Source organism: Kitasatospora sp. NPDC088391 (genome assembly GCF_044753345.1).
GTDB lineage: Bacteria > Actinomycetota > Actinomycetes > Streptomycetales > Streptomycetaceae > Kitasatospora.
In genome coordinates this window covers 1,026,430-1,040,466 of record NZ_JBIVNB010000001.1, presented here as the reverse complement: position 1 = coordinate 1,040,466, position 14,037 = coordinate 1,026,430, and the positions used below count along the sequence as shown (strand labels likewise).

The window sequence follows — 14,037 nt, the reverse complement described above, 5'->3', positions numbered from 1 at the left end:
ACGTCGCCTGTCGTGCCGCCCCTGTTTGTACCCATGGTCGCCCGTTTTGTCACATCTGAACGGTGTTATCACCCGGCGTGTCACATTTTGTGCACTTATGGTCCGCAGAAATGTGCCCGGTCGGCCGGGCACCGTCCTACCAGATCGGCTGCGACCGGGTCGGCGCGGGGTCCTTCACCAGATCGGCGACCGGCGCCGCCCCCGCCGCCGCCTCCACCCCGACGGTCGGCGGCTCGGCCGGCACCGCGGGCACCACCGCCACCGCCGGCGCGGCCGCCTCGGTGCGGGTGTCGCGGTGCGGCAGCAGGGAGATCACCGCGTCCCGCAGCGCGGCCGGGGCCTCGTCGTCCAGCGGGTCGACCGTCACGGGCACCTGGAGCCGGACCGGGGCCGCGGTGCCGATCCGGGCGTAGCCGCGGCCGGGCGGGGTGTGCGCGGCGGGCGCGATGTCCAGCGGGACGCCGAGCGCGGCGCCGCCCGAGTCGGGGGTGACGGGGCCGAGCACCACCCGGGCGCGGGTGCAGGTGCGGACCGTCGCGGAGATCCGGTCGCGCGCCTCCAGGTCGTCGACGAACACCACCGTCACGCGCGCCGCCCGGCCGTGCCGCAGCGGCACCTCCAGCAGGTCCTGCGGGTCGGTGCGGCCCTCGGCGTGGGCCAGCTCGGACAGCTCGGTCAGGTGGTCGAGCAGCAGCCACAGCGGCCGGGTGGCGTCGGCGGGCGCGGCCAGGCCGTGCTGCCGGGCGGCGTTCAGAGCGACCAGGCGGCGCTCGGTCTCCTGCGCGACCCACTCCAGCGCGGCGAGCGCCCCGTGCAGGCTGGTCTCCACGGTGTGCACGCCCGGACGGTTCACCAGGCAGGCGTGCTCGCCGGTGCCCGCGCCGTCGACCACCACCAGGTCGCCGTGCGGCAGCGCCTGCAGCGCGACCGAGCGCAGCAGCGTCGAGGTGCCGAACCCGGCGGTGCCCAGCGCCAGCAGGTGCGGCTCGGCCGAGCGCGCCCCGACCCGCCACACCACGGGCGGCTGCTGCGCCTCCACGCCGCCCTGGTGCACCGGGATGGTGCGCCGGCTGCCCGCGCCGTCGGTGAAGCCGAGCACGATCTCGCCCGGCGCGGTGACGAAGCGCTGCGCGACCACGTCGGCGGGCAGCGGGGCCAGCGCGGTCACCCGCAGCCGGTTGGACTCCTCGTCCCAGTCGAAGCGGTACTCGCGGGTGCGGCCCGCCTTGCCCTGCACCACCTGCTCGATCCGGGCCCGGGCGGCGGGCTCGGTGTCGGTGAAGTACGCCGGGTAGGCGATCTCCAGCGCGGCCAGCCGGCCCTCCGGGTCGAACTCCCAGCCGCCGAACGCCGACTTCCACTCGCCGTCCGGCCGGTACAGCGCGCCCGGGTCGTCCAGGCCGCCCAGGTAGGGGGTGAGCGCCGCGTACAGGGCGGTCAGCTTGACGTCGGCGACGTCCGGTTCCGGGGCGGCGACCGCCTTGGGGCCGCGGCCGACCCAGGCGGCGGAGGCCACCAGCGCGACGATCGCCAGCAGCGGGCCGTGCGGCAGCAGGAAGACGCCGAGCACCGCGGCCGCGACGACCAGCAGCGTCGGGCCGCGCCGCTCCTTCGGGGTGGCCGCCCAGCGGCCCTTGGCCCAGTCGGCGTGCCGCCGCAGGCCGCGGCCGATCAGGGTCAGCGGCGAGAACACGTCGGCGGCGTGGTCGCCGGCGGTCCGGGCGAAACCGCCGGCGCTGCGGGCGAAGCCGCTCGCGTTGCGGGCGAGGTCGCGGCCCCGGGTGAGGTGGCGGGTGAAGGACATGCGGGCTCCGGAGGCGGGGAAGGGACGGGAGCTGACGGGGGGCTGACGGTTGGCTGACGGGGACTGACGGGAAATCAGCCGGGGGTGCAGCAGGGGGGCACGGGCGGTGCGGTGCGGTGCGGTGCGGTTGGCAGAAGGCCCGGGGCGGTGGGGAGCCGCGCCCGGGCCGGTGAAGCGGTATGGAGCGGGGACCGCTCAGAACTTCAGGCCGCCGATCAGGCTGGCCAGGCTCGCGCCGCCCGCCGTGATGCTCGGGGCGATCGAAGAACCCGCGACGTAGAACCCGAACAGTGCGCACACCAGGGCATGCGAGATCTTCAGCCCGTCCCGGCGGAAGAAGAGAAAGGCGATGACGCCGAACAGGACGATGCCGGAGATGGAGAGAATCACGGGATGCTCCTCACGAGGGGCGGGGACAGTGTTACAGAAAGTGCCTCAATGGTGACAAAAAGTAATAGATGATGTGGCGTGGCAAACGGGTGGATCTCACCCGGTCGACCGGATCGGCGGTATACGTCCGGGGGCACGGCCGGTCGCCGACCGCGTCGGCACCGGCGGGTCGCACCGGCGCTCTCAGGCGTCCCCGCGCGGGGCGCGCCCGCGCTCCGCGCACCCGGAATTCGCCCGAACGGCGGCCCCGTACCGCACCCGGGTGGCGTCCGCTAGCGTTCGCGGTGGCAGCAGCAGGACGTCCCGCGGCCCGACCCGGCCGCGCACCGGAAGGCGGAACCACTCCATGACCGACTCCACCGCGCAGCCCGGCACCGGCGTCGAGGACGGCACCGGCGCCGGGGGCGGGCCGGACGCCGAGGCCCTCACCCTGACGGACCGGCTCTTCGACGCCGCGCGCACCGGCGACGCCGGACTGCTGGCCGCCCACGTCGATGCCGGCACCCCCGCGAACCTCACCAACGACCGCGGCGACAGCCTGCTGATGCTCGCCGCGTACCACGGCCACGTCGCCGCCGTCACCGCCCTGCTGGAGCGCGGCGCCGCGCCCGACGGCGCCAACGACCGCGGCCAGACCCCGCTGGCGGGCGCGGTCTTCAAGGGCGCCACCGAGGTCGTCGACGTCCTGCTCGCCCACGGCGCCGACCCGCGGGCCGGGATGCCCTCCGCCCTCGACGCCGCCCGGATGTTCGGCAAGGACGACCTGGTCGGCCGCCTCACCGCGCGCTGACCCCGGGGCACGGCGCCCCCGCCCGGGCACCGTGCCGCCCCGCCCCGGACCGCCGTCGGTCCGGGGCGGGCCCGTACCCTTGGGCGCCATGGAGATCCGCACCACCGGCTTCGGGCACCCCGACGCCCAGTCGCTCGCCGAAGAGGTCCAGCAGGAGTACGTCCGCCGCTACGGCGACGGCGACCAGACCGCCATCCACCCCGACCACTTCGACCCGCCCGCCGGGCTGTTCGTGATCGGCTACCAGGACGGCCGCCCGGTGGCCTGTGGCGGATGGCGCGCCAAGGAGCGCGACGCGGACGGCCTGCGCGACCAGGACGCCGAACTCAAGCGGATGTTCGTCGTCCCCACCGCCCGCGGCAAGGGCTACGCCCGGACCCTGCTGCGCCACCTCGAAGCGACCGCGATCGCCGCCGGGCGCACCCGACTGGTGCTGGAGACCGGCACCCTGCAGCCCGAGGCGATCGCGCTCTACGCCTCCGAGGGGTACGCCGAGATCCGGAAGTTCGGCTACTACAAGGACCACGAGCTGAGCGTCTGCATGGGCAAGGAACTCGTCGCGGAGACCGCTGACGTGCTGTAACTTTCTTCCCCCACCGGCCTGTCGGAGCGGCCGCGGACCCGTTCGACCGGGCCCGCGGCCGCTCCGCCGTTTTCCGGCCCCGCCGCAGGTCGGGGCGCGCCGGGTCGAATCACGGTCGAACTCCCGTCGAAACATTCGGAGTCGGGCGGGCGGGGAACGGTTCCGGGCGGTCCGTTGCCCGGCCCGCCCGGACCGCCGTACGGTCCGGGCACCCCACCCCGCCCCCGGAAGGACCAGCCATGGCCGCACAGTTGCGCGCAGCCCGCCGCAGGGCCAGGACCCTCGCGGCGCTCGCCCTCGCCGCCACCGGCGGACTGCTCGCCGCCGCCACCGTCGGCAGCGGCCCCGCCGGAGCCGCCGGCCCCGCCCTGCGCGACCTCGCCGAGGCCAAGGGCAGTTACTTCGGCACCGCCCTGACCCAGTCCGACCTCAACAACTCCACCCTCACCGCCGTCGCCGGCGCCCAGTTCGACGTGGTCACCCCCGGCAACGAGATGAAGTGGGACACCACCGAACCCTCCGCCGGGAACTTCAACTTCGGCCCCGGCGACCGGATCGTCTCCTTCGCCAAGGCCCACAGCATGCGGGTGCGCGGCCACACCCTGGTCTGGCACAGCCAACTCCCGTCCTGGGTGAGCAGCCTGCCCACCGCGCAGGTCAAGGCGGCGATGGAGAACCACATCACCACCGAGGCCACCCACTACAAGGGCCAGCTCTACTCCTGGGACGTCGTCAACGAGCCCTTCAACGAGGACGGCACGCTGCGCGCCGACGCCTTCTCCAACGCGATGGGCTCCGGCTACATCGCCGACGCGCTGCGCACCGCCCGGGCCGCCGACCCGGCCGCCAAGCTCTACCTGAACGACTACAACATCGAGGGCCTCGGCGCGAAGAGCGACGCCATGTACCAACTGGTCTCCTCGCTCAAGTCGCAGGGCGTGCCGATCGACGGCGTCGGCTTCGAGAGCCACTTCATCGTCGGCCAGGTGCCCGGCAGCCTGAAGGCCAACATCCAGCGCTTCACCGCGCTCGGGGTGAACGTCGCGATCACCGAACTGGACGACCGGATGCCGGTGCCGGCCAGTGCCGCGAACCTCGCCCAGCAGGCCACCGACTACGCGAACGTGGTCAACTCCTGCCTGGCGATCACGGGTTGCGTCGGTGTCTCGCAGTGGGGCGTCGGCGACCCGGACTCGTGGATCCCGGGCGCGTTCTCCGGCTACGGCGCGGCCACCATGTACGACGACAACTACCAGCCCAAGTCGGCCTACCACGCGGCGGTGACCGCCCTCGGCGGCAACTCCTCGCCGTCCCCCTCCCCGTCGCCGACCGGCTCCTCCTCGCCCTCGCCGTCGCCCTCACCGTCCCCGTCGGGCTCCTCCGGTGCCGCGGCGTGCCGGGTGAGCACCCAGGTCAGCGCCTGGAACACCGGGCTGACCGAGAACGTGACCGTCACCAACACCGGTGCGGCGGCGGTGAACGGCTGGAAGCTGACCTTCACGCTCCCCGCCGGGCAGACCGTCTCCAACGCCTGGAACGCCACCGTCGGCCCGGCGAGCGGCACCGTCGGCGCGACCAACCTGGCCTACAACGCGAACATCCCGGCGGGCGGCTCCACCAGCTTCGGCTTCCAGGCCACCCACACCGGCAACGCGGCCGCCGCGACCGGTTTCGCCCTCAACGGCACCGCCTGCAGCGTCTCCTGACGCTGCGTCAATTCCTTGCCCCATCCCACCCCGGACAGGCCCGGGGCGGTCCCCCTCCCCACGGGCGGGACCGCCCCGGCGCCACACCCCGGACGCCGTGCGGGCGGCGTCCGGCCGGCGCGGCAGAGCCTGAGCGGAGCCTCTGCCGCGCCACCCCGCGTCCGCCCGCCGCGTCCGCCGTCGTCCACCGCCGTCCGCCGAGTGGTCGAAATTGCCTTGCGGGCGGGGCCCCGGCGGGGCACTGTGGCGGCGATGAACGAGACGAGCGGACGCGGTGCCGACCCCGGTGAGCTGGGTGAAGGCGAGCTGGAACGGATCGCGGGGCGGCTGGCCGAGGTGCCCGGCGTCCTCGGCGTCTGCCTCGGCGGGAGCCGGGCCCGGGGCGCCCACGCGGCCGGTTCCGACTACGACCTCGGCCTGTACTACCGTCCCGGGCGGCTCGACACCGCCGCGCTGCGCCGACTCGCCGCCGACCTCTGCGGCCGCCCCGTCGAGGTCGCCGAACCCGGCGACTGGGGCCCCTGGGTGGACGGCGGCGCCTGGCTCGACCTCGACGGCGCCCCGGTCGACTGGCTGTACCGGGACGTCGAACGCGTCCGCCGGTACGCCGCCGAGGCCCGCGCGGGCCGCTACGAGACCGGCCGCCAGGCGGGCCACCCGTACGGCGTGCCGTCCTACGCCTACCTCGGGGAACTCGCGGTCGGCCGCGTACTCGCCGACCCGGCCGGCGAGTTGACCGCCCTGCAGGGCGAAGTCGCGTCCTTCCCCGCCGCGTTGGCGCGGACGGTGACGGCGGACGCCGCCTGGGAGGCGCCGTTCCTGCTGGCCGCCGCCCGCAAGGGCGCGAAGCGCGGCGACGCCGGGTACGTGGCGGGCTGCCTGTTCCGGGCCGTCGGACTGCTGGCGCACGCGCTGCACGCCCGGGCCGGGCAGTGGCTGACCAACGAGAAGGGCGCGATCGCCTCCGCCGCCCGGCTCCCTTGCGCCCCGGCGGAGTTCGAGCGACGGGCGCAGGCCCTGTTCGCCCCTGCCGGAACCGGCCCGGCGCAGCTCGCGGCCGTCCTGGACGCGGCGGACGCCCTGGCCGCCGAAGCGCTGGCCGCCTGCCGGCCGGAAGGGGAGTAGCCGCGATGGGTGTCGAGATCCTGCTGTACACCGAGCGGCCGAACCGCCGCTCCCGGCCGCTGCGCGGCTCCTACGGGCACGGCGCCGGACTGGCCGCCGTCCTGTCGAAACTCCCTTGCGGCCAGGGGAGGCTGGGGCGGATCGACCTCTACCGGGACACCGCCTTCAACGAGCAGGACGCGGACGCGGCCCGGGCCGAAGTGCCCGCCCTGGCGGTGCTCGCCACCACCCGCGGCGAGCAGGACGCCGTCCGGGACCTCGACCTGATGCTCGCCGACTGCGCCGCCACGGCGGGCAGTTGGCTGCTGTTCGTCGGCGACTGACAGCCCGTCACCTCCTTCGCCACCCTCGTAGAACGGAGCCGCACTCTCATGAGCGAGCACGAACTCTCCACCCCCCGGCTGCTGTTGCGCCAGTGGCGGGACGCCGACCTGGACCGCTGGGCCGAGCTGAACGCGGACCCGGAGGTGCGCCGCCACTTCGGCAGTGTGCTGGACCGGGAGCAGGCGGCCGGTTCGCTGGCGGCCTTCCGGGAGGAGCTGGCGGAGCGCGGCTGGGGCTGGTGGGCGGTCGAACTCCGCTCCGACGGAAGGTTCCTGGGCTTCGCCGGGCTCGACCCGGTGGACGAGGAGATGCCGTTCGGCGGAGTCGAGGCGGGCTGGCGGCTGCACCGCGACGCCTGGGGCCACGGCTACGCCACCGAGGCGGGCGAGGCCGTCCTCCGGTACGGCTTCGAGGAGTTGGGCCTGCCCGAGATCCTCGCGGTGATCGCCGCCGCCAACACCCCCTCCCGGGCGGTCGCGTCCCGCCTGGGCATGGCCCACGACCCGGCGATGGACTTCCTCGACCCGAGCGTCCCGCCCGGCCCCTCGCAGGCGGCCGTGGTCTACCGGATCGCCCGGAACGGTGCTCCCGCGCAGGGATAGCCGGGCCCTCGGAGCCGTCCGGCCACCCCTGCGCGGGAGCGATGAGTTCCGGCCCGCCGACCCGTCCGTACCGGTATGAGACGAAATCTCGAAGCGGGAGCGGCCGAGTACGGGCCGGTCCCCGACCGTGAAGGGGTGGTCCGGTGAGCACCGGTGGAGTCGTCGAGGTCAACGGGGTCGCGCTCGGCGTGGAGTCGTTCGGGCCGGAGGACAGGCCGCCGGTGCTGCTCGCGGGCGGGCCGACGATGCTGTCCTGGCCCGACGAACTGTGCGAGCGCCTGGCCGCCGAGGGGCGGCGGGTGGTGCGCTACGACCTGCGGGACAGCGGGCGGTCGACGACCGCCGACCCGCAGGCCCCCGGCTACACCCTGCGGGACCTGGCCGCGGACGCGGCGGCGCTGGCCGGGGCCCTCGGCGGCCCCGTGCACCTGGCGGGGATCGGCGTCGGCGGAATGGTTGCCCAGGTCGCGGCGCTCGACCGTCCCGACGCGTTCTCGGCGCTCACCCTGGTCGGCACCCGGCCGGTCGCGCCCGGGCCGGCCGACCCCGACCTCCCCGACCACGACCCGGCGGTGATGGGCCGGCTCTTCGGCCGCCCGCTGCCGGACTGGTCCGACCGCGCCGCGGTCGTGGAGTCCGCCGCCGTCGGCGCGGAGATCCTCGGCGACGACCCGGCCGTCGCCCGCGCCCTCGCCGGCCGGATCTGGGACCGCACCCCCGGCGCCGCACCCCCGGTCCGCGCGGCCAACCACCTGGGCACGGTCTTCGCCCGCCTCGACTGCGCCCCCCGCTGGCGCGAACGCCTCCCGGACCTCGCCACCCCCACTCTCGTCGTGCACGGCGCCCGCAACCGCTTCTTCCCCGTCGGCAACGCCGAGGCCCTGGCCCGCGAAATCCCGGACGCCCGCCTCCTCGTCCTCCCCGACGCCGCCACCACCCTCCTGCCCACCTCCGCCGACCTGGTCGCCGCCGCCATGCTCACCCGCTGACACCCGGAAGGGCTCCACCCCGGCGTCCGGTGGTCGGCGCCGGGGGGAGCCCTCGGGGTGGTGGGGCGGGGTCAGAGGAGGGTCGACCAGTAGTACCAGAAGCGGTTGAGGATGAGGAGGGCGATGACCAGGTAGGCGGCGGTGGGGACGAGCCACTGGTGGGGGAGGGCGGCGAGGCGGCGGAGGGGGGCGGGGGCGGGGAGGGCTCCGGTGCGGAGGTTGTGGACGGTGGTGGACCAGAAGGCGGTGAGGACCACGGCCCAGACGACCATGCAGTACGGGCAGAGGGCGCCGATCTCGTACAGGGCCTGGTCGATCAGCCAGGCGACGAAGCCCAGGCCGAGCAGGGTGCCGGCCTGCAGGGAGAGCCAGAACCAGCGGCGGTAGGAGGCGCCCGCGAGCAGGCCCGCGCCGACCGCGGTGAGGGCGGCGAACGCGGCCAGGCCGATCAGCGGGTTCGGGAAGCCGAAGGCCTCGGCCTGTGCGGTGCGCATGATCGACCCGCAGCTGATGATCGGGTTGATGTTGCAGCTCGGGCTGTACGAGGGGTCCTTGAGCAGCTTGATCTTGTCGAGCGTCAGCACGGCCGAGGCGGCCAGGCCGAGCAGTCCGGTGATCAGCAGCAGCCAGGAGTAGCCGCGCCCGGCGCCGATCGGTGACCGGCGGTCCGCGGTGGTGGTGGGGGCCGTGGTCATCGGGTCACCCGCCGATGCTCTGCTTGACCAGCGCGGTGAACTGCTCGCCGGTGACCGGCTTGCCGTCCTGCCCGATCACCGGGAGGGCCTTGCCGTCGAGCTTCATCGTCGGGGTGCCCGAGACGCCGCTCTTGTCGAAGGCGCGGGAGACCTTGGCCGCCCAGCCCTTGTAGGTGCCCTCGGTGACGGCCTTGGTGAACGCCTCGGTCTTCAGGCCGGGCACCTTCTCGGCCAGGTCCAGCAGGTGGTTGACGTCGCCGAAGGCGTCCTCGCGCTCGGAGGGCTGGTTGGCGTACAGCACGTCGTGGAACTGCTTGAACTTGTCGACGCCCTGGTCGAGCGCGGCCCCGGCGGCGGCCAGCGCCGTCTTCGAGCCCTTCCCGCCGAGGTTGTTGTCGAGGAAGGTCGCCAGGTGGTACTCGATCTTGTACTCGTCCTGGTCGGCGAGCTGCTGGACGGTCGCCCCGGCCGAGGTCTCGACGGCCTCGCAGATCGGGCAGCGGAAGTCCTCGTACACGGCGAGGGTGTGCGGGGCGTCGGCCCGGCCGTACGTGATGACGGTGTTGTCGGGGCCGCCGGTGTTGGCGGGGACGGCGACGGCCGCGCCGGAGCCGCCGTCGTCGGAGCTCTTCGCGCCGGACACGGCGATCGCGGTGCCGCCCGCGACCACGGCGACGGCGGCGGCGATCGAGACGCCGACGGTGATCCGGCGGCGGCGCCGGCCCGCCCGGGCCTCGGCCTGCTGGGCCTGCTTCAGACGCTCGCGGGCGGTCGGGCCGGCGGCGGTGTGCACGGTGTTCTTGGCGTTCTTGGCGTTCTTCGGGGTGCTGGTCATGGTGATCCGTCGTCTCCTCTGCACCCGGCGGCGCAGCCGTACGCATGCCGACGACCCTTGATTGGCAAGGGTTAGGGCGCGGCGGGGCCGGGGTGCGGGTTCGAAAGGGTGGGCGAGCCTGGCGGGGCGCCCGGACGGAAGGCGTGCGGGGACGGTCCGTCAGCGGGCGAAGGCCGGCTGCGGGGGGCCGCGACGCGGAGCGGGGCAGTGGGCGGCGTCCTGCGGGCGGCGCGGTGCCGGTTCGCCGTCCGCGGCGGGCAGCAGCGCGGCCGGGCAGACGGCCCGGACGGCCAGCAGCAGGGTGCGCCACGGGCCGGGCAGCGTGCGCGCCAGGGCGTGCAGGGCCTCGGCGACGCCGCTGACGGCGGCGTCCGCGAGGCGCAACCAGGCCGCGGCGGCCAGCGCCAGCGCCAGGTGCACGCCCAGGACGAGCAGTTGCAGCAGGGCCGCCGAGTTGTGCGTCCACTGGGCGAACAGGTCGGACCCGCTGAACGAGTCGCCGCCGCAGACCAGCAGGTCGACGCCGTGCACCGGCCGGGCACAGGCGTCCTGGCCCAGGTTGAACGCGGTGTTCAGCAGCAGTTCGACCGGCACCAGGACGGAGGCCAGCAGCAGGAAGCGGCGGCGCGCGCCGTCCAGCAGCACCGCGAGCAGGAACACCGCGACGCAGGCCGCGGCGACCAGGGTGAGCGGCAGGGCCCGGCCGGTGATCGCCACCTGGCCGAGCGCGGCCAGCGGCACGGCGAGCGCGGTGAACACCGCGCCCCGCAGGGCCTTGGTCGCGTGAATGCCGGTCATGGATTCGGAGTATGCCACGCCGAAGGTCCCGCGGACGAGGGCCGGACGGGCCGCCCCACGAACGCCCTGCTCGCGTATAAGCCCAGCGTAAAGGGGGTGTCGGCACCCGCCCGGCCCCGACGGCGCGGGGCCGGGCGGCATCCGGGCCGCCACCCCGGGCGGTCGGCGGACCGCCCGGCGGGGTGGTGATCGTCACGCCCCGGACGTGGCCCCGGCCACACCGGTCGCGGCCCGCCGGGGCGGCGCGTTCACCACAGGTCGGCCGCGTGCTCGCGGACCCGGGCGGCGATCCGCTCCAGGGCGGCGTCCACCGGCAGCGGGTCGGGACGGCGGCCGTCGCGCAGCCGGAGCGCGAGGGTGCCGTCGGCGAGTTCGCGCGGGCCGAGCATCGCCAGGCCCGGAACCAGGCGGGCCGCCCGGACCCGGGCGGCAGGCGAGCCGCGTTCCGGGCCGAGCACCTCGGCCCGCAGGTCCAGCTCCCGGCAGCGGGCCGCCAGCGCGTGCGCCGCCGCCACCTGCCCGGGGCCGAGCGGGAGCACGGCCAGTTGTACGGGGGAGAGCCAGGCCGGGAACGCGCCCCCGTGCCGCTCGATCAGGTGCGCGACGGCCCGCTCCAGGCTGCCGACGATCGACCGGTGCACCATCACCGGGCGGTGCCGCGCCCCGTCCGGGCCGATGTAGGAGAGGTCGAACCGCTCGGGCTGGTGGAAGTCGACCTGCACGGTGGACAGGGTGGACTCCCGGCCCGCGCCGTCCACCACCTGCACGTCGATCTTCGGCCCGTAGAACGCGGCCTCGCCGACCCCCTCCTCGTACGGCACGCCCAGCTCCGCCAGCACCCCGGCCAGGATCTCGGTCGACCGCTCCCACAGCTCCGGCCGCGCCGCGTACTTGCCGCCCGGCCCCGGCAGGGACAGCCGGTGGCGGGACGGCACGATGCCCAGGCCCCGGTGCGCCACCGCGATCAGCTCCAGCGCGCCGCGCACCTCCGCCGCGACCTGCTCCGGGGCGCAGAACACGTGCGCGTCGTTCAGCCGGATCGCCCGGACCCGGCTCAGCCCGCCCAGCACCCCCGACCGCTCGGAGCGATACATGTCACCCAACTCGGCCATCCGGAAGGGGAGTTCGCGGTAGGAGCGGGTCCGGGAGCGGAACATCAGCGCATGGTGCGGGCACAGGCTCGGCCGCAGCACCAACTGCTCGGCCGCCGGGCCGCTGCCCAGCTCCAGCGGCGGGAACATGTCCTCCCGGTAGTGCGCCCAGTGCCCCGACACCTCGTACAGTTCGCGTTTGCCCAGCACCGGCGAGGACACGTGCCGGTACCCGGCCCGCCGCTCCAGGGTGCGGACGTAGTCCTCCAGGGACTGGCGCAGCGCGGCGCCGTCCGGCAGCCAGTACGGCAGGCCGGAACCGATCAGCGGGTCGGTGTCGAACAGGGCCAGCTCCCGGCCCAGTCGGCGGTGGTCGTGCACGGCGGTCTCCTCGGATCGGGGGACGGGCCGCCGGGACGAGCCACCGCAGGGGCGCGGACACGCGAAAGCCCCGGGCACTCGGCCCCGGGGCGTCGGTGGTGGACAGCAGTCAGCGCGCCGGGACGGTCTCCGGCGTCGTCGTACGGACGGCAGCGCGCTTCATGCCGGCCACCGTAGCGGCCCGCCGCCGCGCCCCGCACCCGGTTATCGCCCGTCGCCCGTCGGATGCCCGGGCCGGTCGCCCGGAGTGCCGTGTTCAGGCGTCCTGTGCGTAGCGGTGGTGCAGGGCGGCGGCCTGGGCGGCGACGGCCCGGCGCAGGGACGCGGGGCCGAGGACCTCGGCGTCCGCGCCCAGCCGGAGCAGGTCCGAGACCGCGACGGGTTCGGACTCGACGGGCAGCAGCAGGCGCACCCAGCCCTCGGCGTCCGGCGGGCCGGCCGCCTCGGCGGCCCGGGCCCCGGCCGCGCCGAACAGCGCGGGGATCAGCTGCCGTGCCCGCGGCGAGACCCGCAGCTCCGCCGTACCCCCCTGCAGCCGCGCCGCCAACTCCCGTTCCGCGGAAGCCCAGTGGGCCGCGAGGTCGAAGCCGGGCGGGCGGTCGAAGCGCGCGCCCGTCGGCTCGGCGGACCGCAGCCGCGACACCCGGTAACTGCGGACCGGCCCACCGGCGCTCGACCCGACCACGTACCAGAGGCCGCTCTTCAGGACCAGGCCCAGCGGGCACAGCTCGCGCCGGACCTCGCCCTGCCAGCGCCGGTAGTGGACGTCCAGCACCTGCTGCTCCCACACCGCCCGGGCCACCGCGGTGAGCAGCGGCACCGGATCGGCCTCGCGGAACCAGGAGGCCGGGTCGAGGTGGAAGCGCTCCTGCAGCCGCAGCGCGCTCTCGCCCAGGCCGGGCGGCAGCGCGGCCCGGACCTTCGACTCGGCGGTGGCCAGCAGCGCGCCGAGCCCCAACTCCTCGGCCGGGCCCGGGAGTCCGGCGAAGAACAGGGCCCCGGCCTCGGCCTCGGTGAGACCGGTCAGCCGGGTCCGGTACCCGTCGACCAGCCGGTAGCCCCCGGCCGGCCCGCGGTCGGCCACCACCGGTACGCCCGCCGCACCCAGGGCCTCGACGTCCCGGTGGACGGTACGCACCGAGACCTCCAGCTCGGCCGCCAGCACGGCGGCCGTGGTCCGGCCGCGGTTCTGCAGCAGGAGGAGCAGGGCGAGGAGACGGTCGGCGCGCATGCCGGAAATCCTCCCGCATACCTGACAGGAGATGTCAGGTATGCCCGCGAACCTGGTCGGAGCACGCACCCGAGGGCGTGCACCGACGACCGGAAGGACCCGCTCATGCCCGACACCGACACCGCTACCACCGCCACGGCCACCACCGCCACGGTCACCACCGGCGGCAGCATCGCGTTCGCGGACTGGAAGGAGGACGAGGCGGCGGCGGTCGAGGCCGGTCCGCGACTCGCCCGCGCCTCCGTCGCCAACACCTTCACCGGCGGCATCGAGGCCGCCCGCACCACCTGCGAGTACACCCTCGCCTACGCCCCCGGCGACACCGGCGTCTTCACCGGCCTGGAACTCGTCACCGGCGGCGTCGAGGGCCGCGAAGGCGCCTTCGTGCTCGAACACCACGGCAGCTTCCACCCCGACGGCACCATCCGCTGCACCTTCACCGTGCTGCCCGGCACCGCCACCGGCGCCCTCACCGGCCTGCACGGCAGCGGCGAGTACACCTGCCGGCCCGGCGAGCCCACCTTCGCGTACGCCTTCCGCTACGGGTACGGGGACGGGCGCGAGCAGGGCTGACACCTCGACGGGGACACGCGCGAGTACGGCGCGGCGACGATCGGAGCGGGAGAGGTGGGTGGGGCGGCGGCGGGTGTGCGGGGACGAGCAGGGCTGACGCCCCGTCGGACACGTACGGGT

The 14,037-nt window shown here is 75.2% G+C and carries 15 protein-coding genes; 8 read left to right on the top strand and 7 right to left on the bottom strand.

Annotation, left to right across the window (positions count from 1 at the left end; translation table 11 throughout):
- Positions 1-136 precede the first annotated feature (136 nt).
- Both ACIQBJ_RS04480 and ACIQBJ_RS04475 read right to left on the bottom strand, forming a co-directional pair.
- Positions 137-1,804: a hypothetical protein gene (locus ACIQBJ_RS04480; RefSeq protein ID WP_400703254.1), complete on the bottom strand. Its 1,668-nt coding sequence runs from the start codon at positions 1,802-1,804 to the stop codon at positions 137-139.
- A 195-nt stretch (positions 1,805-1,999) separates the two neighbouring features.
- Positions 2,000-2,194: a hypothetical protein gene (locus ACIQBJ_RS04475; protein ID WP_400703251.1), complete on the bottom strand. Its 195-nt coding sequence runs from the start codon at positions 2,192-2,194 to the stop codon at positions 2,000-2,002.
- A 346-nt stretch (positions 2,195-2,540) separates the two neighbouring features.
- Between ACIQBJ_RS04475 and ACIQBJ_RS04470 the strand changes: the two genes are divergently transcribed.
- The 7 genes from ACIQBJ_RS04470 (at position 2,541) to ACIQBJ_RS04440 (ending at position 8,313) form a co-directional block, all read left to right on the top strand.
- Complete coding sequence (locus ACIQBJ_RS04470) at positions 2,541-2,984, top strand: ankyrin repeat domain-containing protein (protein WP_400703248.1); 444 nt, start codon at positions 2,541-2,543, stop codon at positions 2,982-2,984.
- A gap of 88 nt (positions 2,985-3,072) precedes the next feature.
- A complete protein-coding gene (locus ACIQBJ_RS04465; protein ID WP_400703245.1) occupies positions 3,073-3,567 on the top strand; it encodes a GNAT family N-acetyltransferase in 495 nt (164 codons plus the stop codon).
- Between the two features lie 239 nt (positions 3,568-3,806).
- Positions 3,807-5,273, top strand: coding sequence for an endo-1,4-beta-xylanase (locus tag ACIQBJ_RS04460; RefSeq protein WP_400703242.1), 1,467 nt, complete (start codon positions 3,807-3,809; stop codon positions 5,271-5,273).
- Between the two features lie 252 nt (positions 5,274-5,525).
- Positions 5,526-6,398, top strand: a complete 873-nt coding sequence (locus ACIQBJ_RS04455; protein WP_400703239.1) for a nucleotidyltransferase domain-containing protein — start codon at positions 5,526-5,528, stop codon at positions 6,396-6,398.
- A 5-nt stretch (positions 6,399-6,403) separates the two neighbouring features.
- Positions 6,404-6,721 (top strand): hypothetical protein, encoded by a 318-nt coding sequence (locus ACIQBJ_RS04450; RefSeq protein WP_400703236.1) that lies wholly within the window; start codon positions 6,404-6,406, stop codon positions 6,719-6,721.
- 48 nt (positions 6,722-6,769) lie between these two features.
- The gene (locus ACIQBJ_RS04445; protein WP_400703233.1) at positions 6,770-7,324 is read left to right on the top strand and encodes a GNAT family N-acetyltransferase; all 555 of its coding nucleotides are present in this window, start codon (positions 6,770-6,772) and stop codon (positions 7,322-7,324) included.
- A gap of 143 nt (positions 7,325-7,467) precedes the next feature.
- Entirely contained in the window at positions 7,468-8,313 is an 846-nt protein-coding gene (locus ACIQBJ_RS04440) for an alpha/beta fold hydrolase (RefSeq protein ID WP_400703230.1), read from the top strand.
- A gap of 71 nt (positions 8,314-8,384) precedes the next feature.
- On the opposite strand, the gene ACIQBJ_RS04435 is transcribed toward ACIQBJ_RS04440, so the two are convergent.
- From ACIQBJ_RS04435 to ACIQBJ_RS04415, 5 genes are all read right to left on the bottom strand, one after another.
- Positions 8,385-9,008, bottom strand: coding sequence for a vitamin K epoxide reductase family protein (locus tag ACIQBJ_RS04435; RefSeq protein ID WP_400703227.1), 624 nt, complete (start codon positions 9,006-9,008; stop codon positions 8,385-8,387).
- Positions 9,009-9,012: 4 nt separating this feature from the next.
- On the bottom strand, positions 9,013-9,843 hold the full coding sequence (locus tag ACIQBJ_RS04430; RefSeq protein WP_400703224.1) for a DsbA family protein: 831 nt from the start codon (positions 9,841-9,843) through the stop codon (positions 9,013-9,015).
- A 159-nt stretch (positions 9,844-10,002) separates the two neighbouring features.
- Positions 10,003-10,641 carry a hypothetical protein gene (locus ACIQBJ_RS04425; RefSeq protein WP_400703221.1) on the bottom strand — a complete coding sequence of 213 codons (639 nt, stop codon included), beginning with the start codon at positions 10,639-10,641 and terminating at the stop codon, positions 10,003-10,005.
- Between the two features lie 248 nt (positions 10,642-10,889).
- Positions 10,890-12,191, bottom strand: a complete 1,302-nt coding sequence (gene thrS, locus ACIQBJ_RS04420; RefSeq protein WP_400703218.1) for a threonine--tRNA ligase — start codon at positions 12,189-12,191, stop codon at positions 10,890-10,892.
- Between the two features lie 178 nt (positions 12,192-12,369).
- Positions 12,370-13,344 carry a helix-turn-helix transcriptional regulator gene (locus ACIQBJ_RS04415; RefSeq protein ID WP_400703215.1) on the bottom strand — a complete coding sequence of 325 codons (975 nt, stop codon included), beginning with the start codon at positions 13,342-13,344 and terminating at the stop codon, positions 12,370-12,372.
- A gap of 105 nt (positions 13,345-13,449) precedes the next feature.
- Here ACIQBJ_RS04415 and ACIQBJ_RS04410 point away from each other — a divergent pair, with 105 nt between their 5' ends.
- Positions 13,450-13,917, top strand: a complete 468-nt coding sequence (locus ACIQBJ_RS04410; RefSeq protein ID WP_400703212.1) for a DUF3224 domain-containing protein — start codon at positions 13,450-13,452, stop codon at positions 13,915-13,917.
- Positions 13,918-14,037: the final 120 nt, after the last annotated feature.

What these genes read in the sequence shown, in the direction of transcription:
- ACIQBJ_RS04455 (WP_400703239.1), top strand. Translation starts at nt 5,526, where the DNA reads ATGAACGAGACGAGCGGACGCGGTGCCGACCCCGGTGAGCTGGGTGAA.
- ACIQBJ_RS04470 (WP_400703248.1), top strand. Translation starts at nt 2,541, where the DNA reads ATGACCGACTCCACCGCGCAGCCCGGCACCGGCGTCGAGGACGGCACC.
- ACIQBJ_RS04460 (WP_400703242.1), top strand. Translation starts at nt 3,807, where the DNA reads ATGGCCGCACAGTTGCGCGCAGCCCGCCGCAGGGCCAGGACCCTCGCG.
- ACIQBJ_RS04410 (WP_400703212.1), top strand. Translation starts at nt 13,450, where the DNA reads ATGCCCGACACCGACACCGCTACCACCGCCACGGCCACCACCGCCACG.
- ACIQBJ_RS04425 (WP_400703221.1), bottom strand. Translation starts at nt 10,641, where the DNA reads ATGACCGGCATTCACGCGACCAAGGCCCTGCGGGGCGCGGTGTTCACC.
- ACIQBJ_RS04430 (WP_400703224.1), bottom strand. Translation starts at nt 9,843, where the DNA reads ATGACCAGCACCCCGAAGAACGCCAAGAACGCCAAGAACACCGTGCAC.
- ACIQBJ_RS04445 (WP_400703233.1), top strand. Translation starts at nt 6,770, where the DNA reads ATGAGCGAGCACGAACTCTCCACCCCCCGGCTGCTGTTGCGCCAGTGG.
- ACIQBJ_RS04480 (WP_400703254.1), bottom strand. Translation starts at nt 1,804, where the DNA reads ATGTCCTTCACCCGCCACCTCACCCGGGGCCGCGACCTCGCCCGCAAC.
- ACIQBJ_RS04435 (WP_400703227.1), bottom strand. Translation starts at nt 9,008, where the DNA reads ATGACCACGGCCCCCACCACCACCGCGGACCGCCGGTCACCGATCGGC.
- ACIQBJ_RS04450 (WP_400703236.1), top strand. Translation starts at nt 6,404, where the DNA reads ATGGGTGTCGAGATCCTGCTGTACACCGAGCGGCCGAACCGCCGCTCC.
- ACIQBJ_RS04465 (WP_400703245.1), top strand. Translation starts at nt 3,073, where the DNA reads ATGGAGATCCGCACCACCGGCTTCGGGCACCCCGACGCCCAGTCGCTC.
- ACIQBJ_RS04415 (WP_400703215.1), bottom strand. Translation starts at nt 13,344, where the DNA reads ATGCGCGCCGACCGTCTCCTCGCCCTGCTCCTCCTGCTGCAGAACCGC.